At 69.3% G+C, this 25,298-nt stretch carries 17 protein-coding genes and 5 pseudogenes; 17 read left to right on the top strand and 5 right to left on the bottom strand.

Going from position 1 to position 25,298, the window contains the following annotated elements; genetic code table 11:
• Positions 1-153 precede the first annotated feature (153 nt).
• Positions 154-573: a hypothetical protein gene (locus tag ACFJI0_RS18185; RefSeq protein ID WP_382321628.1), complete on the top strand. Its 420-nt coding sequence runs from the start codon at positions 154-156 to the stop codon at positions 571-573.
• Between the two features lie 13 nt (positions 574-586).
• Here ACFJI0_RS18185 and hemL read toward each other — a convergent pair.
• Positions 587-1,893 (bottom strand): annotated as a pseudogene (hemL, locus tag ACFJI0_RS18180) (glutamate-1-semialdehyde 2,1-aminomutase).
• Between the two features lie 10 nt (positions 1,894-1,903).
• The gene (locus ACFJI0_RS18175; protein ID WP_382321626.1) at positions 1,904-2,845 is read right to left on the bottom strand and encodes a hydroxymethylpyrimidine/phosphomethylpyrimidine kinase; all 942 of its coding nucleotides are present in this window, start codon (positions 2,843-2,845) and stop codon (positions 1,904-1,906) included.
• Positions 2,846-3,000: 155 nt separating this feature from the next.
• Here ACFJI0_RS18175 and ACFJI0_RS18170 point away from each other — a divergent pair, with 155 nt between their 5' ends.
• The 6 genes and pseudogenes from ACFJI0_RS18170 to ACFJI0_RS18145 all read left to right on the top strand — a co-directional run bounded on the left by ACFJI0_RS18170 (position 3,001) and on the right by ACFJI0_RS18145 (position 12,963).
• A complete protein-coding gene (locus ACFJI0_RS18170; protein ID WP_291120767.1) occupies positions 3,001-3,174 on the top strand; it encodes a rubredoxin in 174 nt (57 codons plus the stop codon).
• A 101-nt stretch (positions 3,175-3,275) separates the two neighbouring features.
• Positions 3,276-3,671, top strand: coding sequence for a PleD family two-component system response regulator (locus tag ACFJI0_RS18165; RefSeq protein WP_291125525.1), 396 nt, complete (start codon positions 3,276-3,278; stop codon positions 3,669-3,671).
• Positions 3,671-4,036 carry a PleD family two-component system response regulator gene (locus ACFJI0_RS18160; RefSeq protein ID WP_291120771.1) on the top strand — a complete coding sequence of 122 codons (366 nt, stop codon included), beginning with the start codon at positions 3,671-3,673 and terminating at the stop codon, positions 4,034-4,036. Before ACFJI0_RS18165 ends, ACFJI0_RS18160 begins: the two co-directional genes overlap by 1 nt.
• A gap of 29 nt (positions 4,037-4,065) precedes the next feature.
• Positions 4,066-4,605 carry a chemotaxis protein CheW gene (locus tag ACFJI0_RS18155; protein ID WP_382154797.1) on the top strand — a complete coding sequence of 180 codons (540 nt, stop codon included), beginning with the start codon at positions 4,066-4,068 and terminating at the stop codon, positions 4,603-4,605.
• A 64-nt stretch (positions 4,606-4,669) separates the two neighbouring features.
• On the top strand, positions 4,670-6,916 hold the full coding sequence (locus ACFJI0_RS18150; RefSeq protein WP_382321624.1) for a methyl-accepting chemotaxis protein: 2,247 nt from the start codon (positions 4,670-4,672) through the stop codon (positions 6,914-6,916).
• Positions 6,917-6,955: 39 nt separating this feature from the next.
• Positions 6,956-12,963, top strand: a pseudogene (locus tag ACFJI0_RS18145) (Hpt domain-containing protein).
• Between the two features lie 3 nt (positions 12,964-12,966).
• Here the strand turns inward: ACFJI0_RS18145 and ACFJI0_RS18140 are convergent.
• Complete coding sequence (locus ACFJI0_RS18140) at positions 12,967-14,466, bottom strand: cryptochrome/photolyase family protein (RefSeq protein WP_382321622.1); 1,500 nt, start codon at positions 14,464-14,466, stop codon at positions 12,967-12,969.
• A 65-nt stretch (positions 14,467-14,531) separates the two neighbouring features.
• On the opposite strand from ACFJI0_RS18140, the gene ACFJI0_RS18135 reads away from it, so the two are divergent.
• The 7 genes and pseudogenes from ACFJI0_RS18135 to ACFJI0_RS18105 all read left to right on the top strand — a co-directional run bounded on the left by ACFJI0_RS18135 (position 14,532) and on the right by ACFJI0_RS18105 (position 19,470).
• Positions 14,532-15,119, top strand: coding sequence for a YqgE/AlgH family protein (locus ACFJI0_RS18135; protein ID WP_291121624.1), 588 nt, complete (start codon positions 14,532-14,534; stop codon positions 15,117-15,119).
• A pseudogene (gene ruvX, locus ACFJI0_RS18130) lies at positions 15,116-15,545 on the top strand (Holliday junction resolvase RuvX). Before ACFJI0_RS18135 ends, ruvX begins: the two are co-directional and overlap by 4 nt.
• Positions 15,542-16,069 (top strand): bifunctional pyr operon transcriptional regulator/uracil phosphoribosyltransferase PyrR, encoded by a 528-nt coding sequence (gene pyrR, locus ACFJI0_RS18125; RefSeq protein ID WP_382154813.1) that lies wholly within the window; start codon positions 15,542-15,544, stop codon positions 16,067-16,069. Before ruvX ends, pyrR begins: the two are co-directional and overlap by 4 nt.
• Before the next feature lie 2 nt (positions 16,070-16,071).
• Positions 16,072-17,031 carry an aspartate carbamoyltransferase catalytic subunit gene (locus tag ACFJI0_RS18120; RefSeq protein ID WP_382154815.1) on the top strand — a complete coding sequence of 320 codons (960 nt, stop codon included), beginning with the start codon at positions 16,072-16,074 and terminating at the stop codon, positions 17,029-17,031.
• A gap of 4 nt (positions 17,032-17,035) precedes the next feature.
• Positions 17,036-18,367 carry a dihydroorotase gene (locus ACFJI0_RS18115; RefSeq protein WP_382321618.1) on the top strand — a complete coding sequence of 444 codons (1,332 nt, stop codon included), beginning with the start codon at positions 17,036-17,038 and terminating at the stop codon, positions 18,365-18,367.
• A pseudogene (locus ACFJI0_RS18110) lies at positions 18,364-19,102 on the top strand (lysophospholipid acyltransferase family protein). The gene ACFJI0_RS18115 and the pseudogene ACFJI0_RS18110 overlap by 4 nt, the downstream one beginning before the upstream one ends.
• Positions 19,103-19,116: 14 nt before the next feature.
• Positions 19,117-19,470 (top strand): VOC family protein, encoded by a 354-nt coding sequence (locus tag ACFJI0_RS18105; RefSeq protein WP_382321616.1) that lies wholly within the window; start codon positions 19,117-19,119, stop codon positions 19,468-19,470.
• On the opposite strand, the gene ACFJI0_RS18100 is transcribed toward ACFJI0_RS18105, so the two are convergent.
• Complete coding sequence (locus ACFJI0_RS18100) at positions 19,467-19,610, bottom strand: helix-turn-helix domain-containing protein (RefSeq protein ID WP_382321614.1); 144 nt, start codon at positions 19,608-19,610, stop codon at positions 19,467-19,469. The two genes, ACFJI0_RS18105 and ACFJI0_RS18100, sit on opposite strands and share 4 nt — an antisense overlap.
• 260 nt (positions 19,611-19,870) lie before the next feature.
• On the opposite strand from ACFJI0_RS18100, the gene ACFJI0_RS18095 reads away from it, so the two are divergent.
• Complete coding sequence (locus ACFJI0_RS18095) at positions 19,871-20,140, top strand: hypothetical protein (protein ID WP_382321612.1); 270 nt, start codon at positions 19,871-19,873, stop codon at positions 20,138-20,140.
• Here the strand turns inward: ACFJI0_RS18095 and ACFJI0_RS18090 are convergent.
• Positions 20,101-20,418, bottom strand: a pseudogene (locus tag ACFJI0_RS18090) (GAF domain-containing protein); the annotation flags it as partial. The gene ACFJI0_RS18095 and the pseudogene ACFJI0_RS18090 sit on opposite strands and share 40 nt — an antisense overlap.
• A 523-nt stretch (positions 20,419-20,941) precedes the next feature.
• On the opposite strand from ACFJI0_RS18090, the gene ACFJI0_RS18085 reads away from it, so the two are divergent.
• Entirely contained in the window at positions 20,942-23,083 is a 2,142-nt protein-coding gene (locus ACFJI0_RS18085) for a PQQ-dependent dehydrogenase, methanol/ethanol family (protein WP_382321610.1), read from the top strand.
• On the top strand, positions 23,061-25,229 hold the full coding sequence (locus ACFJI0_RS18080) for a TonB-dependent receptor family protein (RefSeq protein WP_382321608.1): 2,169 nt from the start codon (positions 23,061-23,063) through the stop codon (positions 25,227-25,229). Before ACFJI0_RS18085 ends, ACFJI0_RS18080 begins: the two co-directional genes overlap by 23 nt.
• Positions 25,230-25,298 lie beyond the last annotated feature (69 nt).

The raw sequence follows: 25,298 nt of genomic DNA, 5'->3' as shown, positions 1-25,298 counted from the left end.
CGCGGCCCTTTTTCTTGCGGGGTCCCCGACCTTGAATAGTTAACTTCTATTCTTCGGATGCGGCCAATCAAATGGCTGTTTTCAAGGCGGCTCTCTATTCTCTGGGCCGGCGCGATCCAGACGGCCGACCCAGAACAACAACAGGAGACCCGCATGCTCACTCTGCAGAAGATGCCTGAAGCATCCACCGTGCGTTTTCAGCCCGAGCCCTGGATTCACCTGATCGAGCAGCTCGATGTGATCCTGGCGATGGTGCAAGCCGGTGACTCGAATCCCGTGCTCCGCCGCTTCGGTGCGCGCCGGCGTTCGGCCATGCACCGCCGCCTCATGCTGGAGCGAAGGCGCGTTGTTGCGGAGATCATGGTCTGGGGCCATGCCGACATCGCCATGGGCCCGATGCCGGATGCGCTGGCGCCGCAGCGCGATCTTGATGCCGAGTTCAGGCGCCTCGGAGACGCCTTCGACCTGTGCGCGCAGGACCCGTCGCCGCTGACGCAGGCCGCGCTGCGGGACTGGCTGACGCTGCGTTCGCACATGCACCGGGAGCACGCCCGTTTTTTTCGGGCGTACTGACCGAAGCCCGCGCTCAGCGCGCCAGCTGCTTGAACACCTCGCGCGCCGCAGCCACCGTGTCTTCGATGTCCTGGGCCGTGTGCGCCGCGCTCACGAAGCCGGCTTCGTACAGGGCCGGCGCGATGTAGACGCCGCGGTCCAGCAGGCCGTGGAACAGGGTGTTGAAGCGCGGGCCGTCGGTGGTCATCACCTTGGCGTAGTTCTGCGGCAGTTCGTCGAACAGGAAGAAGCCGAACATGCCACCCTCGCTGTCGCCACTCAGTGCCACGCCCTCGGCGGCGGCGGCGCCCTTGAGGCCATCAACCAGCGAACGCGTGGTGGCCGCGAGTTTGTCGTAGAAACCGGGCTGGCGAATTTCCTTGAGCGTGCGCCAGACCGCAGGCCGTGGCCACCGGGTTGCCCGAGAGCGTGCCGGCCTGGTACACGCCGCCCAGCGGGGCGAGCTGTTCCATCACCGCGCGCTTGGCGCCGAAGGCGGCCAGCGGCATGCCGCCGCCGATCACCTTGCCCATCACGGTCATGTCGGGCTCGAAGCCGGGGATGAGTTGGGCGTACACGCTTTGCGCGCCGCCCAGCGCCACGCGGAAGCCGGTCATGACCTCGTCGAAGGCGAGCAGGGCACCGTGCTGCGTGCACAGCTCGCGGCAGCGCTTCATGAACGGCACGCTGGCGCGCACGAAGTTCATGTTGCCCGCGATCGGCTCGATGATGAGGCAGGCCAGTTCAGGGCCGTGCTCGGCGAACGCGGCCTCGAGTTGTTCGAGGTTGTTGTATTCGAGCACGAGGGTGTGCTGCACCACCTCGGGCGGCACGCCGGAGCTGGTGGGGTTGCCGAAGGTGCGCCAGGCCCGAGCCGGCCTTGACCAGCAGGGCGTCGGCATGGCCGTGGTAGCAGCCCTCGAACTTGATGATCTTCTTGCGGCCGGTCGCGCCGCGCGCCAGGCGGATGGTGCTCATGCCGGCCTCGGTGCCCGAGCTCACCAGCCGCACCATGTCGATGCTGGGCACCAGTTCGACGATGGCCTCGGCCAACTCGACCTCGCGCTCGGTCGGCGCGCCGAACGAGAAACCCTCCAGCACGGCCTTTTGCACCGCCTCGACCACCGCCGGGTGCGCATGGCCCAGGATCATCGGACCCCAGGAGCCGATGTAGTCGATGTAGCGCTGGCCGTTGGCGTCCCAGAAGTGGGCGCCCTGGGCGCGTTGCACGAAACGGGGCGTGCCGCCCACCGCGCGGAAGGCGCGCACGGGCGAGTTCACGCCGCCGGGGATCAGCGCCTTGGCGCGGTCGAACAGTTGCTGGTTGCGATCGGTGGTCATGGAGCGAAGGTCAATGTCTCGTGGTGTCGAGCGGGAAATCGTTGGCGTCGAGTGTGCTGTCGGGCGTGCCTTCGGCGGGGGCTTCTTCTTCCTCGCCCTCGTCGTCGTGGGCCCAGAACAGGCGGTCGGGCACGGCGTGGCCCATGCCGGGCTGGAAGCCCGCGTCCAGGCACTGGTCGAGGTAGGTGAGGGCTTCGGCGCAGGCCGCCTGCAGGTCGCTGCCGCCCGCGATGAGCGCGCACAGCGCGGCCGACAGGGTGTCGCCCGCACCGGTGAAGGTGGCTTCGAAGCGCTCGTAGCGCGCCGTGGCCAGCACCGTCTCGGGCGTGGCGAGGTGGCTTTCCAGGTACTGGTCGGCCGCGTTGAACCCGGTCACCAGGGTGTAGGGCACGCCGTGCACGGCGGCCGCGCGGGCCACCTCGCGGGCGGTGGGCGGGCGATCGCCTTCCCATTCGGGCAGCAGCCAGCGGCACAAGGTGCTGTGGTTGCCCACCAGCACCGTGGTCTGCGGCAGCAGCAGTTCGGCGCAGGCGTCCAGGTAGGTGTCGATCGCCATCTCGTCCCACCAGGAGAGGTCGGGCATGTAGGTGATGACCGGGACCTCGCTGTAGTCGGTCGTGATCTCCGCGATCACGCTCAGGTTTTCCGGGCTGCCCACGAAACCGACCTTGAAGGCCTGCACCGGCATGTCCTCCAGCGCGCAGCGCGCCTGGTCGGCCACCGCTTCTTCGTCGAAGGCGTAGTGGTCGTGGATGTCGGAGGTGTCGCGGATGTAGGCGCCCGTGACGATGGGCAGCACGTGCGTCGACGCGCTCGACATGGCGGTGATGTCCGCGCTCAGGCCGCCCGCGCCGCTGGGATCGCTGGCGTTGAAGGTCAGCACGCACGGCAGGGAAATCTCGCCGGGCTTCTCGACCGTTTCGGGCGCGGAAGTTGCGGGTGTATCGGGCATGGGTACGGAGGGGGGGAAGGGTTGTGGCGCGGTCACCCGGGTGGGTGCGTTGCGCAGGGCGCCAAACGTGATCGACAGCCGGTCCAACTGGCTTGCGGAGCGGCTTATGTCGCTCGATACAATGCTTGCATTCTAAGACAATGCCCCCTATAACCATGACCGAAACCAAGACTTGGATGTGCCTGATCTGCGGCTGGATTTACGACGAAGCCGCAGGTGCACCCGAGCATGGCGTGGCCGCCGGCACTCCCTGGGCTGAAGTGCCGATGAACTGGACCTGTCCCGAGTGCGGCGCCCGCAAAGAAGATTTTGAAATGGTGCAGATCTGAGGTCGGGGTCTGCGCGCTTGATGGTTTCCTGGCGAACCCGGTAGGGTATTTCTCCGGTCTCGCTTTCCTCGTTCTGTCCCACCCTCTGGAGCTAGTGAAACGTGAGCACAACGCCTGCCCTCAAAGTCCTGGTGGTTGACGACAGCAACACCATCCGCCGCAGCGCCGAGATTTTCCTCAAGCAGGGCGGGCATGAAGTCCTGCTGGCCGACGACGGCTTCGACGCCCTGGCCAAGATCAACGACTACCAGCCCGATCTGGTGTTCTGCGACATCCTCATGCCGCGCCTCGACGGTTACCAGACCTGCGCCATCATCAAGCGCAACGCCCGCTTCGCCGGCATCCCCGTGGTGATGCTGTCGTCCAAGGACGGCGTGTTCGACAAGGCGCGTGGGCGCATGGTCGGCTCGCAGGACTACCTCACCAAACCCTTTACCAAAGACCAGCTGCTGCAAGCCGTGCAGCAGTTCGGCGCCAACCTGACAGGAGCAGTGTGATGCCCATTCGGAAAATCCTCGTGGTGGACGACTCGAAAACCGAGCTGATGGTCCTGTCCGATCTGCTGGGAAAAAACGGCTACACCGTGAGCACCGCTGAGAACGCGGACGAGGCCTTCCGTCGGCTTGGCGAGGAAAAGCCCGATCTGATCCTGATGGACGTGGTGATGCCCGGTCAGAATGGGTTTCAACTCACGCGTGCCATCACGCGGGACCCTCAGTATTCGAGCATTCCCATCGTCATGTGTACGAGCAAAAATCTGGAGACCGACCGCGTCTGGGGCATGCGCCAGGGCGCACGCGACTACGTGACCAAACCGGTCGACGCGGAAGAGTTGCTGTCGAAGATTCGCGCGCTGGGTTGACCGCACCACCGACCTGAACCGCACCGAGCATCGCCAAACGTCAATCACTCAAGGAACTCCAGGAACGATTGGCCCAGCGTTTGACGGCCGCCAAGACCGAAGCCGTCACCGCCACCTGGTTGGCGGTCGAAGCCGGCGACCGGCGTTACCTGCTCCCTCTGGTGCAGTCCGGTGAAATCTTCCCCTGGTCCGCGCTGCAGCGCGTGCCCTACACCAAGCCCTGGTACGCCGGGGTCGCCAGTCTGCGCGGCGGCCTGCACGGCGTGATCGACCTGGCCCGCCTGGTCGGCTCGGCGGCCTCGGCGCTGCCTTCCCCGACCAGCGAACGCGTGACCTCCGAGTCGCGCCTGGTCAGCCTGCACACCGCGCTCGGCTTCAATGCCGTGATCTGGATCGACCGCCTGCTCGGTCTGCGCAACCCCTCCATGTTCACCGCGCTCGGGGCCAATCCCGAGGGCGCGCCTTCGTATTTCACCCGCTCGCTGGTCGATGCCCAGGGTCAGTCCTGGCAGGAGCTGGATCTGCAGATGCTGGTGGCCGAGCCCGAGTTTCTGGCGATCGCCGCCTGAAGGTTGAACCCGCGGACCGCATGGGGTCCATTCGTCATTCTGTTTTCAGTTGGAAGGTTTTTACATGGCTATGCTTGATCGATTCCAGGGTCTCTTCAAGAAAAAAGCCGGCGACGAACCCGACCTTTCCAATGCCACCGACCAGGAGGTCGCCGAACTCGCGGCGGCCCGCCTGGCGCCGACGCTTGCATCGGAAGGCCTCGTCGGCAATCCGATGGTGGACGAGGACAGCCCCGACGCCAGCGGCCAGGTGACCCTGCCGCTGCTGGGCAGCAAACCGGCCGAGCAGCACCAGCGCACGCTGGCCATCCTGCTGGCGCTCGGCCTGGTCGTTCTCGGTGGCGTGACGCTGTATGCCCTGACCCAGACCGAAAAGGTGGGTCAGCAGGTGGCCGCCAGCGGCCAGGCCCTGATGCAGTCGCAGCGCCTGGCCAAGAGCGTGTCGCAGGCCCTGATCGGAAGCCCTGCCGCCTTCCCCGAGGTGCGCGACAGCTCGACCGTGATGGCCCGCACGCTGCGCGGCCTGCAGGGCGGCGACAGCGAGATGTCGCTCGACGCGCTGGGCGCCGAATATTCGGAAGACCTCGGCAAGATCCTGCCCAAGGTGGACCAGGCCGAGCGCAATGCGGCGGCGGTGCTGGCGCAGCAGAACATCCTGACGCAGGTGGGCAACGCCTTGCGCACCATCAACCGGCAGTCGTCGGACCTGCTGGAGATCGCCGAGACCGTGTCCTCGCTGAAGCTGCAGCAGAACGCGCCGGCCGCCGAGATTTCGGCCTCGGGCCAGCTGGTGATGCTGACCCAGCGCATCGGCAAGTCGGCCAACGAGTTCCTGACGATGGAGGGCGTGAGCCCGGAAGCGGTGTTCCTGCTCGGCAAGGACTTGAACACCTTCAAGGAAATCGCCGAAGGCCTGCTCAACGGCAGCGACGAACTGCGCCTGGCCGCCGCGCGCGACCCGCAGGTGCGCGAGCGCCTGGACGCCCTGCTCAAGCTGTACGAAGCCACGCGCGTCGAAGCCGGCGCGATTCTGGGCAACCTGCAGGGCCTGGTCTCGGCGCGTGAAGCGCAGGCCGGCATCATTGCCGACAGCGAGCCCTTGCGCCTGAGCCTGGAGAAGCTGCAGGGCGACCTGTCGTCGCGCTCGGGCCTCGGTGGCGGCCAGTTGGCGGCCCTGGCCCTCTCGGCCCTGTTTGCCCTGCTGTGCGCGGGCGGCCTGGCCTATGTGCAGCTGCTCGACAGCCGCCAGCGCCAGTCGGTCGCGGAATCGCAGCGGCTTGCTGCCGAATCGCTGGAGCAGGACGCCAAGCGCGTCAACGACGCCAACCAGGCGGCCATTCTTCGCCTGATGAACGAACTGCAGACGGTGGCCGAAGGCGATCTGACGCAGGAAGCCACCGTCACGGAAGACATCACCGGCGCCATCGCCGACTCGGTGAACTACACGGTGGAAGAACTGCGCTCGCTGGTGGGCAACGTGCAGGCCACGGCCACGCGCGTGGCGCAGACGACGTCGGCGGTGGAAAGCACCTCGACCGAGCTGCTGGCCGCGTCCACCGAACAGCTGCGCGAGATCCGCGAAACCGGCCAGTCGGTGCTGGATATGGCGCAGCGCATCAACCAGGTGTCGGGCCAGGCGCAGGAGTCGGCCACGGTGGCCCGCGCGTCGCTGCAAGCCGCCGAGTCGGGCCTGCAGGCCGTGCAGGACGCCATTGGCGGTATGAACGCCATCCGCGACCAGATCCAGGAAACCTCCAAGCGCATCAAGCGGCTCGGTGAGTCGTCGCAGGAGATCGGTGAAATCACCGAACTGATCTCGGACATTACCGAACAGACGAACGTGCTGGCCCTCAACGCCGCCATCCAGGCGGCGTCGGCCGGTGAAGCCGGCCGGGGCTTCTCGGTGGTGGCGGAAGAAGTGCAGCGGCTGGCCGAACGCTCCGCCGATGCCACGCGCCAGATCTCGGCGCTGGTGAAGGCGATTCAGACCGACACGCAGGACGCGGTGGCCGCCATGGAGCGTTCCACGCAGGGTGTGGTCGAAGGGGCCAAGCTGTCGGACAACGCCGGTACCGCGCTGTCGGAGATCGACCGTGTGTCGCGCCGCCTCGCCGAACTGATTGAACAGATTTCCGATGCCGCGTCCCGCGAAGCGGATTCGGCCAACGAGGTGGCCGGCAACATCCAGCACATCTTCGCGGTGACCGAACAGACCGGCGAAGGCACGCGCTCCACGGCGGCCCAGGTGCGCGAGCTCTCGGCCATGGCCGAGGAACTGCGCCAATCCGTGGCCCGATTCAAGATCGCCTGACGACCCCGCTCGGCGCCCGCGTCAACCCACTGGAAGAACATGCTCGACTCCGCCATCGACACCGACAGCCTGCCAGCGGACGCGCCGGTCGCCGACCTCGGCCCCCTGGCCTGGGTTTTCGAGGAACTGCGCAAATCGCTCGACGGCGCCAACAAGGCCATCCGGCGCTTCGTGCGCGAGACCGAACTGTCGCGCAACAACGACCTGGAGGCGGTGGACCCCGGTTCGCTGCGGCTGGCGCGCCAGCAGTTGCACCAGGCCGTGGGGGCACTGGAGATGGTGGGGCTGACCTCGCCGGCCCAGGTGCTGCGCGCGATGGAAGCCGCGGTGCAGCGTTTCGTGCAGCGCCCGAACACCTGCAACGAAGAGGCCGCGGGCAAGGTCGAGCGCGCGAGCTTCGCGCTGATCGAGTACCTGGAAGCGGTGCTCAACAACAAGCCGATCCAGCCGGTGGCGCTGTTCGCGCAGTACCGCGAGGTGCAGGAGCTGGCCGCGGCCGAGCGCGTGCACCCGGCCGATCTGTGGCCCTTCGAACACCGGGGCAAGGAGGTCGGCGCGCCGGTCGACGTCGCCGCGCTCGAATCCAGCGCGGCGGTGCGCTCGCTGTTCGACCGCCTGGTGCTGCTGGTCGTGAAGACCCAGAGCGTGGCCGCCGCGCAGCAACTGGCCAAGCTCAGTGCCGGCCTGTCCGCCGGCGCCGCCGATGCGCGCTCGCGCACGTTCTGGCGCGTGGCCGCCGGTTATTTCGAGGCGGTGGCGCAGCGCCTGCTGCCGCCCGACGTCTACGTCAAGCGCGCAACCTCGCGCATCCTGCTGCAGTTCGTCAACCTCAGCCAGGGCAAGGCCCAGGTGTCGGAGACCCTACTGCACGACCTGCTGTTCTTCTGTGCCCAGCCCACGGCGGTTTCCGCCACCACCACGCCCCACCTGGCGGCGGTGCGCGACGCCTTCGGCCTGGGCCAATTGCCGCCGGTGGACTACCACCAGGCCACGCTGGGCCGCTACGACCCGGCGGTGCTCGCCCAGGCGCGCAAGCGCATCCACGCGGCCAAGGAAGTCTGGTCGCTGTACTCCGGCGGCGACAACAGCCGCGCCCGGCAGGTGGCCGACCAGTTCAGCCTGATCGGTGATTCGCTGCTCAAGCTGCACCCGGCCAGCACCGTGCTGGCCCAGGCCCTGGTGAAGGCGGCCGATCAGGCCGTGCAGGAAGCCGGCAACGTGCGCCCCGAGCTGGCGATGGAAGTCGCCACCACCACGCTGTACCTGGAAGCGGCCTTCGAGGATTTCGACCCCAGCGCACCCGAGCTGACCGAACGCACGCAAGCCCTCGCCGAACGCCTGGAAGGCGTGCTCGCCGGGCGGCCCGCGCAGCCGCTGGATGTGTGGATGGAGCAGCTGTACCGGCGCGTGAGCGACCGCCAGACCATGGGCAGCGTGGTCGGCGAACTCAAGGCCTCGCTGGGCGAGGCGGAAAAATCGCTCGACCAGTTCTTCCGCAACCCGCAGGAGAAGGCCGGTCTGCACGTGGCGGTGTCCCAACTGGGGCAGATGCGCGGCGTGCTCTCCGTGCTGGGGCTGGAGCAGGCGGTGCTCACCGTGGCCCGCATGCGCAACGCGGTGGACCAGATCCTCGACACCGAGGTGGACGAGGCGCTGGCGCGCGAGGCCGGCACCTTCCAGCAGCTGGGCAACAACCTGAGCGCGATGAGCTTCCTCGTCGACATGCTCAACTACCAGCCGGCGCTGGCCAAGAAGCTTTTCGTGTTCGACGAAGAGAAGGGCGAGCTGTTGCCCCTCATGGGCCGCAGTGTGGGGGCCGATGCTGCGCACCAACCCGCCCTGGAAGAGGCGCAGGCCATCAGCGATGGCGTGCAGCGCGTGGTCGACAGCGTGCAGGGTGGCCTGAGCCTGGTCGATCTGAGCGAACAGCTCGACTCGCTGGCGGATCAGGCTTCGCTGGCCGAGCAGTCGGGTGTGGCGCGGGCCGCGCGCGAAGCGGCCGAGGCGGTGGTCGGTGACGATGCCGCCGCCGGTGCGCAGGCCCTGGTGGGCCTGTCGGCGTCTTCCACGGCGGCCCAGGCGCCCGAGCCCGAAGCGCCCAGCGACGCGGACAACGACGAAGACGACCTGCTCGACATCTTCCTGGAAGAGGCCCGCGAAGTCGTGGCCAACGGCCTGGAAGCCGTGTCGCACCTGCAGGTGCAGCCCAGCGATCTGGAGCACCTGACCACGCTGCGCCGGGCGTTCCACACGCTCAAGGGCAGTTCGCGCATGGTCGGCCTGGACGAGTTCGGCGAAGCGGCCTGGGCCATGGAGCAGTTGCTCAACACGGTGCTGGCCGAACAGCGGCCCGCCAGCCCGCCCCTGCTCACGCTCTCGGGCGAGGCCATGACCGAGTTCGGGCGCTGGGTGGACGACATCTCGGCACGCCGTGCCGTGCCCTGGCGCTCGCTGCCCTTCCGCGCCAGCGCCGAGGCGCTGCGCGACCAGGGGCAGTACCTGCCGCTGGCCTCGCCGGAGGCGGCCACGTCCGCACCGGCGCCTCTGGTGGAAGCCACCGTGTTCGTGCCACCGGAGGCGGCCAAACCGGCCCCGGTGGGGGAGGCCCTGGCCGAGCCCTCGTTCGACCTCGATCTCGATGCCGTGGCGGCGGCCGCAGCCGCGGCGGCGACCGCAGAGGCGCCTGCCGATGCACCGCCCACCCAGGATTTCCCGCCGGTGGACGCCGCCGCCGAGCCGCCGGTGGTGGCCCCGCCGCTGGACGCCGAGCCGCTGCTGGCCGACATCGATTTCGGCAGCCTCGCCGCGTTCTCCTCCGCCGCGCAAGCCGAGCCGGCCGAAATGCCGGTCGAACCCGAGCCCGTCCTGGCCGAGCCCGAATGGGCCGACCCCGAACTGGCCCAGGTGGTCGATCCCGTGGAAGAACCGCTGCCGGCGAGCGTGCCCGAGATGGTGGACGAGGCGGTGGTGGCACCGCTGCCCGAGCCCGTCGAGGCACCCCCCGCGGACGACCATCTGGCCCTGGAAGTGGCGCAGTCGGTCGAACCTTTCGCGCTGCCCGAACCCGAGCCCGAGGCCATCCCCGACGAACAGACCAAGGTCATCGGTTCGCTGCGCATCGGCCTCAAGCTCTACAACGTCTACCTCAACGAGGCCGACGAGTGGTCCCGCCGCCTCAACACCGTGCTGACCGAGTGGGCCCTGGAGCGCCACGAGCCGGTGCCCGAGCAGGCCGAGGCGCTGGCGCATTCGCTGGCCGGCAGTTCGGCCACGGTGGGCTTCCAGTCCCTGTCCGACATCGCGCGCGCGCTGGAGCATGCGATCGAATCGGTGGGCATGCACCAGCGCTCGGGCCACCCGGCCAGCGCCGGCCAGGCCCAGCTGTTCGTCGAGGCGTCGGACGACATCCGCCGCCTGTTGCACCAGTTCGCCGCCGGCTTCCTCAAGGAGCCCAACGCCGAGCTGATGGACGCGCTGTACCGCGTGGTGCACGACCCGCAGCCCGAGCCCGGGCCCGCCGTCGAGGAGCCAGCGCCCGCCGAGGTGCAGGCACCCCAGGACGACGGCGCGCCGGTGCTGGCGCTGACCGGTTTCGAGGTGCCCGACCGCGCCGAACACACCACCGCCTTCACCGCGCCGCACGCCGACGTGAGCCGCGTGCACGAGGTGGTGCAGGACATCGACGACGACATCGACGTGGCCGATACCGTGGACGTCGACCTGTTCCCGATCTTCGCGGAAGAGGCGCAGGAGCTCATTCCTCAGCTCGACGGCGCCTTGCGCCAGTGGGTGGCGCGTCCCGACAACAGCAGCGCGCGCGCCGAGGTGCTGCGCAACCTGCACACGCTCAAGGGCAGCGCGCGCCTGGCCGGCGCCTTGCGGCTGGGCGAGATGGCGCACCGCATGGAAACCACCGCCGAGCGGTTGGGCTCCGACCTTCAGCGCGGCGCCGACCTCGAACCCCTGCAGACCGCGTTCGACGCCATCAGCGCGCGTTTCGAGCAGTTGCGCAACGCCGACGCCCAGATCATCGACATCGCGCCGCCGGTGCCCGAACCTTTGCCGGCCCAGCCGGTGGCAGAGGCCGCCGCACCGCCCGTGGCCGCCACCGCCGCCATCGGCGGGGAAGGGGGCCTGAGCGGCATCTCGCTGCCGCAGGCGCCCACGATCCTGCAGGCCCGCGCGGGTGCCGCCGTGCGCGTGCGCCCCGAGCTGCTGGACCGCCTGGTCAACCAGACCGGCGAGGTGATGATCACGCGCTCGCGCATGGAGTCCGAACTCGTGACCCTGCGCGGCTCGCTCAAGGACCTCACGGGCAACCTGGACCGTCTGCGCGGCCAGCTGCGCGACATCGAGCTGCAGGCCGAGACCCAGATGCAGTCGCGGCTGGCCCAGGCGCGCGACGCCGACCAGTCGTTCGACCCGCTGGAGTTCGACCGCTTCACCCGTGTGCAGGAACTCACCCGCATGATGGCCGAGTCGGTGAACGACGCTGCGCACCGTGCAGCGCAACCTGCAGCGCGCGGTGGAGGCCACCGAAGACAGCCTGGTCGCCCAGGCGCGCCAGACGCGCGAACTGCAGCGCGACCTGCTGCGCACGCGCATGGTGGAGTTCGAAGGCATCTCCGAGCGCCTGTACCGCGTGGTGCGCCAGGCCTCCAAGGAAACCGGCAAGCAGGTGCGGCTGGACATCACCGGCGGCAACATCGAAATGGACCGCGGCGTGCTCGACCGCATGACCGCCGCTTTCGAACACCTGCTGCGCAACAGCGTGGCCCACGGCATCGAAGCCCCCGAGCGGCGCCAACAGGCCGGCAAGCCGACCGAAGGCCAGATCGAGATCGTGCTGGGCCATGAGCTCAACGACGTGTCGCTGGTCTTCACCGACGACGGCGCCGGCCTCGACCTCGCGCGGCTGCGCGAAAAGGGCCTGGCGCAAGGCATCGTGCCGGCAGGTACCCAGTTGAGCGACGAGGAAGCCGCCCAGCTCGTGTTCGAGCCCGGCATCAGCACGGCGCGCGAGGTGTCCGAACTGGCCGGTCGTGGCATCGGCATGGACGTGGTGCGCAACGACGTGGTGGCGCTGGGCGGCCGCATCGAGACCGCCACGCAGGCCGGGCAGGGCACCAGTTTCAAACTGGTGCTGCCGCTGACGACCGCGGTGACGCAGGTGGTGATGCTGCGCGCGGGCGGGCTCACCGTGGGCGTGCCGTCCAACCTGGTCGAGGTGGTGCGCCGCCTGGGCAACGACGACCTCACCAAGGCCTACGCCAGCGGCCACCTCAATGTGGCGGGCGAGGACGTGCCCTTCTACTGGGCTGGCGCGCTGCTGCAATCCTCGGCGCATTCGACCGAGGTGCATGGCCGCACACAACCGGTGGTGATTTTCCGAAGCGCGGCGCAGCGCGTCGCGCATGCACGTGGACGAAGTGCTGGGCAACCAGGAAGTCGTGGTGAAGAACCTGGGGGCGCAGCTCTCGCGGCTGCCGGGTCTGGCGGGCATGTCGGTGCTGGCGTCGGGCGCGGTGGCGCTGATCTACAACCCGGTGGCGCTGGCCACGGTGTACGGCGCCCAGGTGGCCGAGTGGGTGGCGAACCAGCGCACGACGCCGCAGGCGGCGACGTCCCTGGGCGAGGCGCTGGCGCAGAGCGCGGCGGAGGTCAACACGGTGCCGCTGGTGCTGGTGGTGGACGACTCCATCACCGTGCGCCGCGTGACGCAGCGCCTGCTGCAGCGCGAGGGCTACCGCGTGACGCTGGCGGCCGATGGCCTGCAGGCGCTGGAGAAGCTGCAGACCGAGCGCCCGACCGTGGTGCTGTCCGACATCGAGATGCCGCGCATGGACGGCTTCGACCTGGTGCGCAACATCCGCAGCGACGTGCGCCTGTCCGACCTGCCGGTGATCATGATCACCTCGCGCATCGCGGAGAAACACCGCGAGCACGCGCGCGAACTCGGGGTGGACCACTACCTCGGCAAGCCCTACTCGGAAGACGAGCTGCTGGCCCTGATCGGCCACTACGCGAAGGCGGCGGCCGAGGCCTGATGCTCAGCGGGGCGTCTTGCCTGGTTGTTTGACGACGGCGTAGCGCTCTAACGTGCGCTCGCGCGCCATCGCGTGGTCCACGATCGGCTGCGGGTAGCCCTCGCCCAGCACCAGACCGGCCGCCGCCAGCTCGATCTCGTTGGCCTTCCAGGGCGCGTGGATCGCCGCGTCCGGCAGGCCGGCAAGCTGCGGCAGGTACTTCCGGATGAACTTGCCCTGCGGGTCGAACTTCTCGCTCTGCGTCACCGGGTTGAAGATGCGGAACCAGGGCTGGGCATCGCAGCCGCTGGAGCTGGCCCACTGCCAGCCGCCGTTGTTGGCCGCGAGGTCGAAATCGATCAGGTGGTCGGCGAAGTAACGTTCGCCCCATTGCCAGTGCAGCCCCAAGTCCTTCACCAGGAAGCTGGCCACCACCATGCGCAGCCGGTTGTGCATGTAGCCGGTCTGGTTGATCTGCGCCATGGCCGCGTCGATCAGCGGGTAGCCGGTGCGGCCCTCGCACCAGGCCGCGAACTGCTCCTTGGCGTGCTTGCCGTGCTCGAACTTGATGGCGTCGTACTCGGGCTTGAAGGCCTTGTCCACCACGTGCGGAAAGTTGGCCAGCACCTGGTGGTAGAAGTCGCGCCAGACCAGTTCCGACAGCCAGGTGCTCGCGCCCGCGATGCCCTGCAGGTGCATCTGGTAGGCCACCGAGGCGAGGTGGCGGATCGAGATGGTGCCAAAGCGCAGGTGCGCGCTCAGGTAGCTCGGCCCCTTCACGGCGGGGAAATTGCGCGCCTCGGTGTAGCGGTCGATGCGGTCGACGAAGTCCTCGAACAGCGCCTGCGCCCCGCTCGTGCCCGTGGGCAGGGCGAGTTGCGCGAGGTTGGTGGGCTCGAAGCCGATGTCCGACAGGCTGGGGACCGGCACCGCGTGCTCGGCCGGCACGCCGGCCAGCGTGCCCGCGTACCGGGCGACCGGGTAGGCCTTCAGGTGAAAGGGCGTGAGCGCCTTGAGCCAGGCGTTCTTGTAGGGCGTGAACACGCCGAAGGCCTGTCCCGCCTGCGTGAGCACCTCGCGCCGCTCGAAGACCACGTGGTCCTTGTGGCTGTGCAGCAGGATGCCGGCGTGCGCGAGGTCGCCGAACACGCGCGCGTCGCGCGCCAGGGCGGCGGGTTCGTCGTCGTGGTTGGCGAACACCGCCTGCACGCCCAGCTTCTGCGCCAGCGCGGGAATCGCCTGCCGGGCCGGCGCGTGCAGCACGATCAGGCCCACGCCTTCCACGCGGTGCGCCCGCCCCAGCGCGCGCAGCCGTTCGTCGAGCTCCACCAGCGATTCGCGGATGAACTCCACGCGCCGGTCGGCGCGCAGGCCGCGTTCGATCAGGTCGTCCAGGATCTCGGTGTCGAACACGAACACGCACCACACCTGGCGGCAGACCTTGAGCGCGTGGTACAGCGCCGCGTTGTCCTCGGCGCGCAGGTCACGGCGGAACCACATCAGACCTTTGTCGTAGCTGTTCATGGGCCAGGGCGGGGGTTGCCCCTGCCGGGCAATGACCAGCAGAGTAGGCGGCTTAAAATCGCGCCATGTCCGCTGATTTTGCCCCCATCAACCTGACCAATCATTTCCTGATTGCGATGCCCGGCCTCAGCGACGAGCTTTTTGGCCGCAGCGTGGTGTTCATGTGCGAACACAGCGAGCGCGGCGCCCTGGGGCTGGTGATCAACAAGCCCAGCGACATCCTGCTGCCCCGCCTGTTCGAGAAGGTCGACCTGCCCATGGGGCGTGACGACCTGGCCGAGCTGCCGGTGTTCCAGGGCGGCCCGGTGCAGACCGAGCGCGGTTTCGTGCTGCACGAGGCGGTCTCGGGCGAGGGCGAGTCGGTCTACGCGTCCACCCTGTCCATTCCCGGCGGCCTGGAGATGACCACCTCCAAGGACGTGCTCGAAGCCATGGCCTCGGGCGCCGGCCCGCGCCGGGTGTTCGTCTCGCTGGGCTACGCCTCCTGGGGGCAGGGCCAGCTCGAATCGGAAATCACCGAGAACAGCTGGCTCACGGTGGAGGCCGACCCCAACCTCATCTTCGACGCGCCGGTGGCCGAGCGCTACGAGCGTGCCATGGCCCTGCTGGGCCTGCAGCCCTGGATGTTGTCGCCCGACGCGGGGCATGCATGACCGTGAACGCACCGGCGCCCACGACCATTGAAGTCCCGGCGCATTGCCAGGTGTTCCTGGCGTTCGACTTCGGCCTCAAGCGCACCGGCGTTGCGCACCGGCAACCGCCTCACGCGCAGCGCCACCCCCCAGCCCACCATCGCCGCCGAGGGCGACGCGCGCTTCGCGCAGATCGCGCAGCGCCTGAAGGAGTGGCAGCCCGACGCCCTGGTGGTGGGCGTGCCCTACCACCCCGACGGCGCCGCGCACGAGAACACCGCGCGCGCGCTCAAGTTCGCGCGCCAGCTGCGCGGCCGCCATGGCCTGCCGGTGTTCGAGGTGGACGAGCGCTACAGCACCACCGAGGCCCACAGCCTCGGGGCCAAAGACGCCGATGCCGCATCGGCCTGCATCATCCTGGAACAGTTTTTGAGGAGCCTGCCTTGACGTCGTCGTCGTCACCTTCCCACCTGCCCGATGCCGAGGCGCTCTACGCGGAGCTGGCGCGCGGGGTGAAACAGCTGCTGGCCTCGTCGCCCGCGCCCGTGGTGCTGGCCGGCATCACCTCCGGCGGCGCCTGGCTGGCCGAGCGCCTGCAGGCCGACCTGGGCCTGAGCGGGCCCGCGGGTGTGATCTCGTCGAGCATGCACCGCGACGACTTCGCGCAGCGCGGCCTGGCTTCGAGCGCGCAAACCCGACTGCCGTTCGACGTGAACGGCGCGCACGTGCTGCTGATCGACGACGTGCTCTACACCGGCCGCACGCTGCGCGCCGTGATCAACGAACTCTTCGACTACGGCCGCCCCGCCAGCGTGCGCCTGGCGGTGCTGGTGGACCGGGGCGGGCGCGAACTGCCGATCGAGGCCAACCTGTGCGCCGCGCGCCTGGACGTGCCCGCGGGCCGTTCGCTCGAGCTCGCGCGCGACGACAGCGGCCGCCTGAGCTTCGTGCTGGAAACCAAGGAAGCCTGACCGTGCAACGCAAGAACCCCCAGCTCAACAAGAACGGTGAACTGATTCACCTGCTCTCCACCGAGGGCCTGTCGCGCGACATCCTCACGCAGATCCTGGACACCGCCGCCAACTTCACGAGCGTGAGCAACCGCGAGGTGAAGAAGGTGCCACTGCTGCGCGGCAAGAGCGTGTTCAACCTGTTCTTCGAGAACAGCACGCGCACGCGCACCACCTTCGAGATCGCGGCCACGCGCCTCTCCGCCGACGTGATCAACCTCGACATCGCGCGCAGCTCCACCGCCAAGGGCGAATCGCTGCTCGACACCATCGCCAACCTCAGCGCCATGGCGGCCGACATCTTCGTCGTGCGCCACAGCGAGTCGGGCGCGCCCTACCTGATCTCGCAGCATGTGGCGCCGCACGTGCACGTGGTCAACGCGGGCGACGGGCGCCATGCGCACCCCACACAGGGGCTGCTCGACATGTACACGATCCGCCACTACAAGAAGGACTTCACCAAGCTGTCGGTGGCGATCGTCGGCGACGTGCTGCACTCGCGCGTGGCGCGTTCGGACATCCACGCGCTCACCACGCTGGGCTGCCCCGACGTGCGCGTGGTCGGCCCGCGCACGCTGGTGCCCAGCGACCTCGCCCAGATGGGCGTGCGCGTGTGCCACACGCTGGAGGAGGGCATCAAGGACTGCGACGTGGTGATCACGCTGCGGCTGCAGAACGAGCGCATGAGCGGTGCCCTGCTGCCCTCGAGCCAGGAGTACTTCAAGAGCTTCGGCCTCACGCCCGAGCGCCTGCGCTGGGCCAAGGACGACGCGATCGTGATGCACCCGGGCCCGATCAACCGGGGTGTGGAGATCGATTCGGCCGTGGTGGACGGACCGCAGAGCGTGATCCTGCCGCAGGTCACTTACGGTATCGCGGTGCGCATGGCGGTCATGGGCATCGTCGCGGGGAACGAGGCATAACGACATGAAGATCCTGATCCAGAACGGCCGGGTGATGGACCCGGCCAGCGGCCGCGACGAGATCGCCGACGTGGCGATCGCCGCCGGCCGCGTCATCGCCATCGGCAACGTGGCGCCCGACTTCCACGCCAACCGCACGCTCGACGCCAGCGGCTGCGTGGTCGCGCCCGGCCTGGTGGACCTCGCGGTGCGCCTGCGCGAGCCCGGGCAGGAGCACGCCGGCATGCTCGAGAGCGAGATGGCCGCCGCCGTGGCCGGCGGGGTGACCTCGCTGGTCTGCCCGCCCGACACCGACCCGGTGCTCGACGAGCCCGGCCTGGTGGACATGCTCAAGTTCCGCGCCGAGAAGCTGCACCTGGCGCGCGTGTTCCCGCTGGGTGCGCTCACGCGCGGCCTGCAGGGCGAGGTGCTCACGGAAATGGCCGAGCTCACCGAGTCCGGCTGCATCGGCTTCGGCCAGGCCGAGGTGCCCATCGTCAACGTGCAGGTGCTGCAACGCGCGCTGCAGTACGCCGCCACCTTCGGCTACACCGTCTGGTTGCGTCCGCAGGATTTCTGGCTTGGCAAGGGCGTGGCCGCCAGCGGCCCGCTGGCCACGCGCCTGGGCCTGGCGGGCATTCCTGCCGCCGCCGAAACCATCGCATTGCACACGCTGTTCGAGCTGATGCGCAGCGCCAAGGGCGGCGGCGCGGGCGCGCGCGTGCACCTGTGCCGCCTCAGCAGCGCGGCCGGCCTGGCCCTGGTGCGCCAGGCCAAGGCCGAGGGCCTGCCCGTCACCTGCGACGTCAGCGTGCACAACTTGCACCTTACCGATGTGGACATCGGTTACTACGACAGCCGCCTGCGCCTGCAGCCCCCGGTGCGCCAGCAGCGCGACCGCGACGCGCTGCGCGCGGGCCTGGTCGACGGCACCATCGACGCGCTGGTGTCCGACCACAACCCGGTGGACAGCGACGCCAAGACCCTGCCGTTCGCCGAGGCCGAGCCGGGCGCCACGGCGGTCGAGTTGCTGCTGGGCCTGGCCTGCACCTGGGCGCAGCAGGAAGGCCTGGGGCTGATGCAGGCGCTGGGCGTGCTCACCGTCGGGCCGCAGGCGGTGCTGGGCGCGAGCCTGGGCACGCTGCAGGCCAGCGCGGGCCGCATCGCCGTGGGTGGCGTGGCCGACCTCTGCATCTTCAACCCGGACAGCGGCTGGACCGTGCGGCCCGAGGCGCTGCGCAGCCAGGGCAAGCACACGCCCTTCGGCGGTCACGAACTGCCGGTGCGCGTGCACGCCACGCTGGTGGGTGGGCAGCTCGCCTACCAGGTCGACACCGAGCGGACCGCCACCGCGTGAAACCCTTTCGCGCGCTCTGGCGTGGCCTGCGGGCCACCGCGCACGTGCTGGGTGCGCTGTGGACCATCCGCACCGAGCTCGGCCGCCTGACCCCGTCGCAGACCGAACTCGTGGTGCGCGAGTGGACGCGCCGCATGCTGCTCATCCTGGGCGTGGAGCTGGTGGTCGAGGGCACGCCGCCCGAACACGGTCCGCTGCTGCAGGTTGCGCAACCACATGTCGTGGCTGGACATCCTGGTGATGAACGCCGCGCGCCCGAGCCGCTTCGTTTCCAAGGCCGACGCCGAACACTGGCCCTTGCTGGGCTCGCTCATCACCGGCGCGGGCACGCTCTACCTCGAACGCGGCAACCGGCGCGCGGCCATGCGCATGGTGCACCACATGGCCGAGCGGCTGGAGCTGGGTGACATCCTCACGGTGTTTCCCGAAGGCACCACGGGCGACGGCCGGGCCCTGCTGCCCTTCCACGCCAACCTGCTGCAGGCCGCCATCGCGGCGCGCGCGCCCGTGCTGCCCATTGCCTTGCGCTTCGTGCAGCGCGACACCGGCGAGCCGCACCCGGCGCCGGTGTTCGTGGGCGACACCACGCTGATCGGCTCGATCTGGGCCACGCTCAACGCCGACGGCCTGCGGGCCGTGGTGCGCTACGGCGAGCCGCAACACGACCAGGGACGCGACCGCCGCGCCTGGGCCAACGACCTGCGCGCGGACATCGACCGCCTGCGCGCGCTCTGAAAAAAGGACCCACCATGGGCACCGAAGGGCGCGACCAGCGCATCGACTACATCGAGTTCAACGTGGGCGACATCGCGCGCGCCAAGGCCTTCTATGGCGCGGCGTTCGGCTGGACCTTCGTGGACTACGGCCCGGGCTACTGCGAGTTCAACGACGGGCGCATGACCGGGGGCTTCGCCACCGGCGAAGCCGTTCGCCCCGGCGGCGCCCTGATCGTGCTGTACGCGGACGACCTGGCCGCGACGCAGCAGCGCATCGAGGCCGCGGGCGGGCGGATCTCCAGGCCCGTGTTCGACTTTCCCGGTGGGCGCCGTTTCCACTTTCTCGACCCGGACGGGCACGAACTCGCCGTCTGGTCGACGCCTTAACCCGCGTCCGGCGCCTGCGCCTTCTGCAGCCGCCGGTACAGCATGCCGCGCGAGACGCCGAGCGCGCGCGCGGCTTTCGCGATGTTGCCGCCGCACGCGGCCAGCGTGGTCTCGATCAGGCGCTGCTTGTGGTCCAGCAAGGTGGCCTGAGCGTGGTCGGTTTCCGGCGGTGTCGCGCAGGGCCGGTGTGTCGATGGCAGCCGGTGGGAGCGCCGTTTCGGTGACTTCGGGCGCGGGCTGTGACACGGCCACCGCGTGCTTGAAGTCGGCGCCGTTGCTCGCGGTCAGCGTGCCCGTCACCCACACGCCCAGGCCATTGGGCAGGCGCAGGGTCTGCGCCTGGTGCTGGCGCGGCAGGGCCAGCAGGCGCTCCAGCGGCACGCCGAACACCTCGTCCACCGTGTGCCGCTCTTCCATGCGGCAGCCCGTGAGCCGGCGGCCCGCGCCGTTGAGCCACAGCACCCGCCCGCCAGCGTCGATGCCGGCCAGGGCCTCCATCGGCGTGCCCAGCAGCGTGGGGCTGGCCTGGAAGTGCAGCACCAGGTGCTCGACCGACTGCAACTGCAGCAGGCGGTTCTCGATCGTGGTGGCGTACATGCCCACCACCGACGCGGCATCGAACTGGAAGCGCCCGGCCTCGATCGACACGTCCAGCACGCCCGCGAGCTGACCGTGGATGTCGCGGATCGGCGCGGCCGCGCAGTGCAGGCTCTGCAGGCTCTGGAAGAAATGCTCGGCGCCGGTGACGGTGCAGGCCTCGCCGGTGCGCACCACGATGCCCGGCGCGTTGGTGCCGACCTGGCCTTCGGTGAGGTTCACGCCCACGCGCGAGGCGGTCTTGAGCAGCGGGTGCTGGTTGGTCGCGGGCAGCTGGGTGGCGTGGATGATCACGCCCTGCGCGTCGGTCAGCAGCACGCGGCAGTCGGTGCCGGCCAGCGCGGCTTCCATGTGGTTGAGCTCGAGGTTGCCGGCCTGCAGCAGCTGCCGGTTGCGGTTCAGGCTGGCGTGGGCCCGGCTGCGCGTGACCTGCTCGAAGCTCACGCGGTCGGTGGGCTGCTGGTGCGCCGAGGCGCAGCGCAGCCACGACTGGATGACCGCCTCGCCCACCAGGCCGGAGGGGCGCGTGCCTTCGTCGAAGAAGCGCTGGCGCGCCAGCGCGGTGCGCTGTTCGGTGGTCTGGAAAAAGAGCTGGCGCGGCGTGCTCGCCTGCCCGTTCGTGGGGTGGGGCATGTTCTTGTCCTGCTGGGCGTCTCCTCGATCAGTATCCCGTTCATCGGCGCGCGGTGGCATGCGGGTAAGCCCTGCCCGCCGCCCGTCGGATGTTCCACGCCGGAACACATCGGCTTCAGGGAAATCCCGAAGATGAATCGGCTCCCGGAGAGGCAGAAGATGGCAAAGCTGGGCCGAGCACGACAGGCCCTGGCAGCCCCACAAACAGGCCTGCGCGCCGCAGGCAGCACAAGGAGACACGATGAATCCGTCACCACTTGCTTTGGTCAGGTGCCGCGCGGCCGCCTGCCTGTTCACCGCACTCACCACGCTCTGCGGCGCCGCGCTCGCGCAGCCGCAGGCCCCCATCAAGGGCTCGCAGGAGCACATCCGGGCCGCCGTCGGCAAGGTCAACGCCAGCTTCATGAAGGCCAACGCGAGCAAGACGCCGGACTGGCCCAGCTACGGCCTGGATTACGCCGAGACGCGCCACTCCAGGCTCAACCAGATCAGCACCGCCAACGTGAAGGACCTGGGCCTGGTCTGGTCCTACAACCTCGAATCCTCGCGCGGGGTGGAGTCCACGCCGCTGGTGGTCGACGGCATCATGTACGTCACCGCCTCCTGGAGCATCGTGCACGCGGTGGACGTGCGCACCGGCAAGCGCCTGTGGACCTTCGACCCCAAGGTCTCGCGCGAGGCGGGCTACAAGGGCTGCTGCGACGTGGTCAACCGCGGCGTGGCGCTGCACGAGGGCAAGGTCTTCGTGGCGGCCTACGACGGCCGGCTGATCGCGATCGACGCGGCCACTGGCGAACAGGTGTGGTCCAAGGACACCATCATCGACCGCAAGTTCAGCTACACCATCACCGGCGCGCCGCGCGTCTTCAAGGGCAAGGTGATCATCGGCAACGGCGGCGCGGAGTACGGCGTGCGCGGCTACATCACCGCCTACGACGCCAAGACCGGTGACCAGAAGTGGCGCTGGTTCACCGTGCCGGGCGACCCGAGCAAGCCGTTCGAGGACGAGTCCATGGCCAAGGCCGCCAAGACCTGGGACCCGGCCGGCAAGTGGTGGGAAGCCGGTGGCGGCGGCACGGCCTGGGACACCATGACGTTCGACCCCGAGCTCAACCTGATGTACATCGGTACCGGCAACGGCTCGCCCTGGGCGCGCAGCAAGCGCAGCCCGGCCGGCGGCGACAACCTCTACCTCGCGTCCATCGTCGCGCTCAACCCCGACACCGGCAAGTACGTCTGGCACTACCAGGAAACCCCGGGCGACAACTGGGACTTCACGTCCACGCAGCCCATGATCCTGGCCGACATCAAGCTCGACAACAAGCCGCGCAAGGTGATCCTGCACGCGCCCAAGAACGGCTTCTTCTTCGTGATCGACCGCACCAACGGCAAGTTCATCTCGGCCAAGAACTTCGTGGACGTGAACTGGGCCACCGGCTACGACAAGAACGGCCGCCCGATCGAGACCCCGGCCGCGCGCACCGCCGACCGGCCGCGCGAGATCATCCCCAGCGCGTTCGGCGCGCGCAACTGGCACTCCATGTCGTACAACCCGGCCACCGGCCTGGTCTACATGCCGGTGCAGGGCGTGCCGCTCACGCTGATGGACAACAAGGACTGGAAGTTCAACGCCGACCGGCCCGGTGAACCGCACGCCAACATGGGCTGGAACCTGGCCACCTTCGCCAACGTGGAGCCGCCCTCGAGCAAACCCTTTGGCCGCCTGGTGGCCTGGGACCCGGTGCAGCAGAAGGCGCGCTGGACGCAGGAGCAGATCTCGCCCTGGAACGGCGGCACGCTCACCACGGCCGGCAACCTGGTGTTCCAGGGCACGGCCGACGGCCGCTTCATCGCCTACAACGCGACCAGCGGCGAGAAGCTGTGGGAAACGCCCACCGGCACCGGCGTGATCGCCGCGCCTTCGACCTACATGGTGGATGGCAAGCAGTACGTGTCGATCGCGGTGGGCTGGGGCGGGGTCTATGGCCTGGCGCAGCGCGCCACCGACCGCCAGGGCCCGGGCACGGTCTACACCTTCGCCGTGGGCGGCAAGGCGCAGCCGCCGGCCTTCGTGAACTACCAGCTCGGCAAGCTCGTGGCCGGCGTGAAGTACGACCCGGCCCACGTGCCGGCCGGCACCGCGCTGTACGTGAGCAACTGCGTGTTCTGCCACGGCGTGCCGGGGGTGGACCGGGGCGGCAACATCCCCAACCTGGGTTACATGGATTCGGCCTTCATCGAGAATCTCGACAAGTTCGTGTTCGCCGGTCCGGCCATGGCACGCGGCATGCCGGACTTCACCGGAAAACTCAGTCAAGACGATGTCCAGAAAATCAAAGCGTTCATCCAGGGCACGGCCGATGCCATTCGGCCGAAGAACTAGCCACGCCTTTGGCGCCCTGGGGGCGGCCGCCGGTCTGGTGCTGGCGGTGCCCGGCTGGGCCCAGACCGCCACCAGCGAGCGCGACGGCGACACCGCCGGCGCGCTCGCGCCTGTGGTGATCACCGGCGGCTCGGCCTGGCAGCAACGCTGGCTGGCGCCGGGCTCGGTCGAGGTGGTGGATGGCGAGGAACTGCGCGCGGGCCAGTTGCAGATCAACCTCTCCGAAGGCCTGGGCCGCGTGCCCGGCCTGGTGGTGCGCAACCGGCAGAACTACGCGCAGGACCTGCAGATCTCCATGCGCGGCTACGGCGCGCGCGCGCCCTTCGGTGTGCGCGGCGTGCGCCTGTACGTGGACGGCATTCCGGCCAGCGCGCCCGACGGGCAGGGCCAGGCGGCGAACTTCCCCATCGGCAGCGCCGACCGCATCGAGGTCATCCGCGGTCCGTTCTCGGCGCTGTACGGCGCCTCGGCCGGTGGCGTGATCGCGCTCTACACGCTGGACGGCCAGCGCCCCACCGAGTGGCGCACCGGCGTGGCGGCCGGCTCCAACGGGCTGTGGCGCTTCTCCACCCAGCTCAGCGGGCAGACCGGCAGCGCCGAGCAGCCGGGCTGGTCGTACACCCTGGACGCGGGCAAGTTCGCCACCGACGGCGAGCGCCCGCAATCGGCCGCGTCGCGCAGCACGGGCAACCTCAAGCTCAGCCGCGCGCACGACGGCGGGCGCACGGTGCTCGTGCTCAACCGCCAGAGCAGCCAGGCGCTGGACCCGCTGGGCCTCACGCGCGCCGAGTTCGACGCCGACCCCGGCCAGACCACGGCGGCGGCCACGCAGTTCAACACGCGCAAGAGCGTCTCGCAGACGCAGGTGGGGCTGGCCTGGGAACAGGCGCTGGGGCAGGGCCACCGCATCGAACTCATGGGCTATGGCGGCCAGCGCGCCGTGCGCCAGTTCCAGGCCATTCCCACCGGCGCGCAGATTCCGGCCGGCAGCGCGGGCGGCGTGATCGACCTGGACCGCGACTACTGGGGCTGGAACGCACGCTGGCGCCTGGACCGCAGCTACGACAGCGGCCGCCTCACCGTGGCCGCCGGCATCGCCTCGGACCGGCAGACCGAGGACCGCCTGGGGTACGAGAACTTCATCGGCGCCGCGCTGGGCGTGCAGGGCCGCTTGCGGCGCGACGAGACCAACCGCGCCAGCACCTTCGACCCTTATGTGCAGGCCGAGTGGCGCACACCGGCGACCACGTTCCTGGCCGGGCTGCGGCACTCGCGCGTGCGCTTCACCTCGGCCGACCGTTACATCGTGGCGGGCAACCCGAACGACAGCGGTGCGGCGGACTACGACGGCTTCAGCCCGGTGCTGGGCATCCGCCGGGAGATCACGCCGCAGCTGCAGGCGTTCGCGAGCGTGGGGCGCGGTTTCGAGACGCCCACGCTCAACGAGGTGGCCTACCGCGCCTCGGGGCTGACGGGGCTCAACCCCTCGTTGAACGCCTCGCGCAGCCTGAGCGCCGAGACGGGTTTGCGGGGGCGCCAGGCTTGGGGCAGCTGGAGCGCCACGCTGTTCGAGACGCGCACGAAGGACGAGATCGTGGTGTTGTCGAACACGGGGGGGCGGTCCACGTTCCAGAACGCGGGGCGCACGCGCCGCCAGGGGTTTGAGTTGGCGGGGGTGATGCAGTGGGGGAAATTCACCGTGACGCCGGCGTACACGTGGATGGACGCGACCTACCGCGATGGTTTCCTGACCTGTGTGCGCACGCCGTGCGCGGTGCCGAATGTGCCGGTGGCGGCGGGCAACCGCCTGCCGGGCTTGGCGAAGCAGCAGGCGTATCTGCAGGTGGCGTGGGAGCCGGGGTGGGCCAACAGTGTGTTCACGCTGGAGGCGTTGCACACGGGGCGCATGGCGGTGAACGACCGCAACACGGATTTCACGTCCGCGAGCACGGTGTTCAACCTGGGGGTGCGGTTCGAGCAGAACCGGGGTGACTGGACCTGGCGGGAGTTCGTGCGCATCGACAACGTGAGCGACCGTTCTTATGCGGGGTCGGTGATCGTGAATGAGGGGAACAACCGGTTCTTCGAGCCTGGGGGTGGGCGGTCCCTGTACGTCGGCTTTGAGTTGGTGCGGCGGTTTCCCTGAGCTTCTTCGTTCGGGGTGTTTCCGGCGGGGACCTCGCGTCAGGCCAGTGGCGGTGCCCGCAGGCCTCCG

The organism is Hydrogenophaga sp. UC242_53 (assembly GCF_042696965.1).
Classification (GTDB): Bacteria; Pseudomonadota; Gammaproteobacteria; order Burkholderiales; family Burkholderiaceae_C; genus Hydrogenophaga.
The sequence above is the reverse complement of the archived record's forward strand: the minus strand, read 5'-3'. Positions and strand labels throughout refer to the sequence as shown.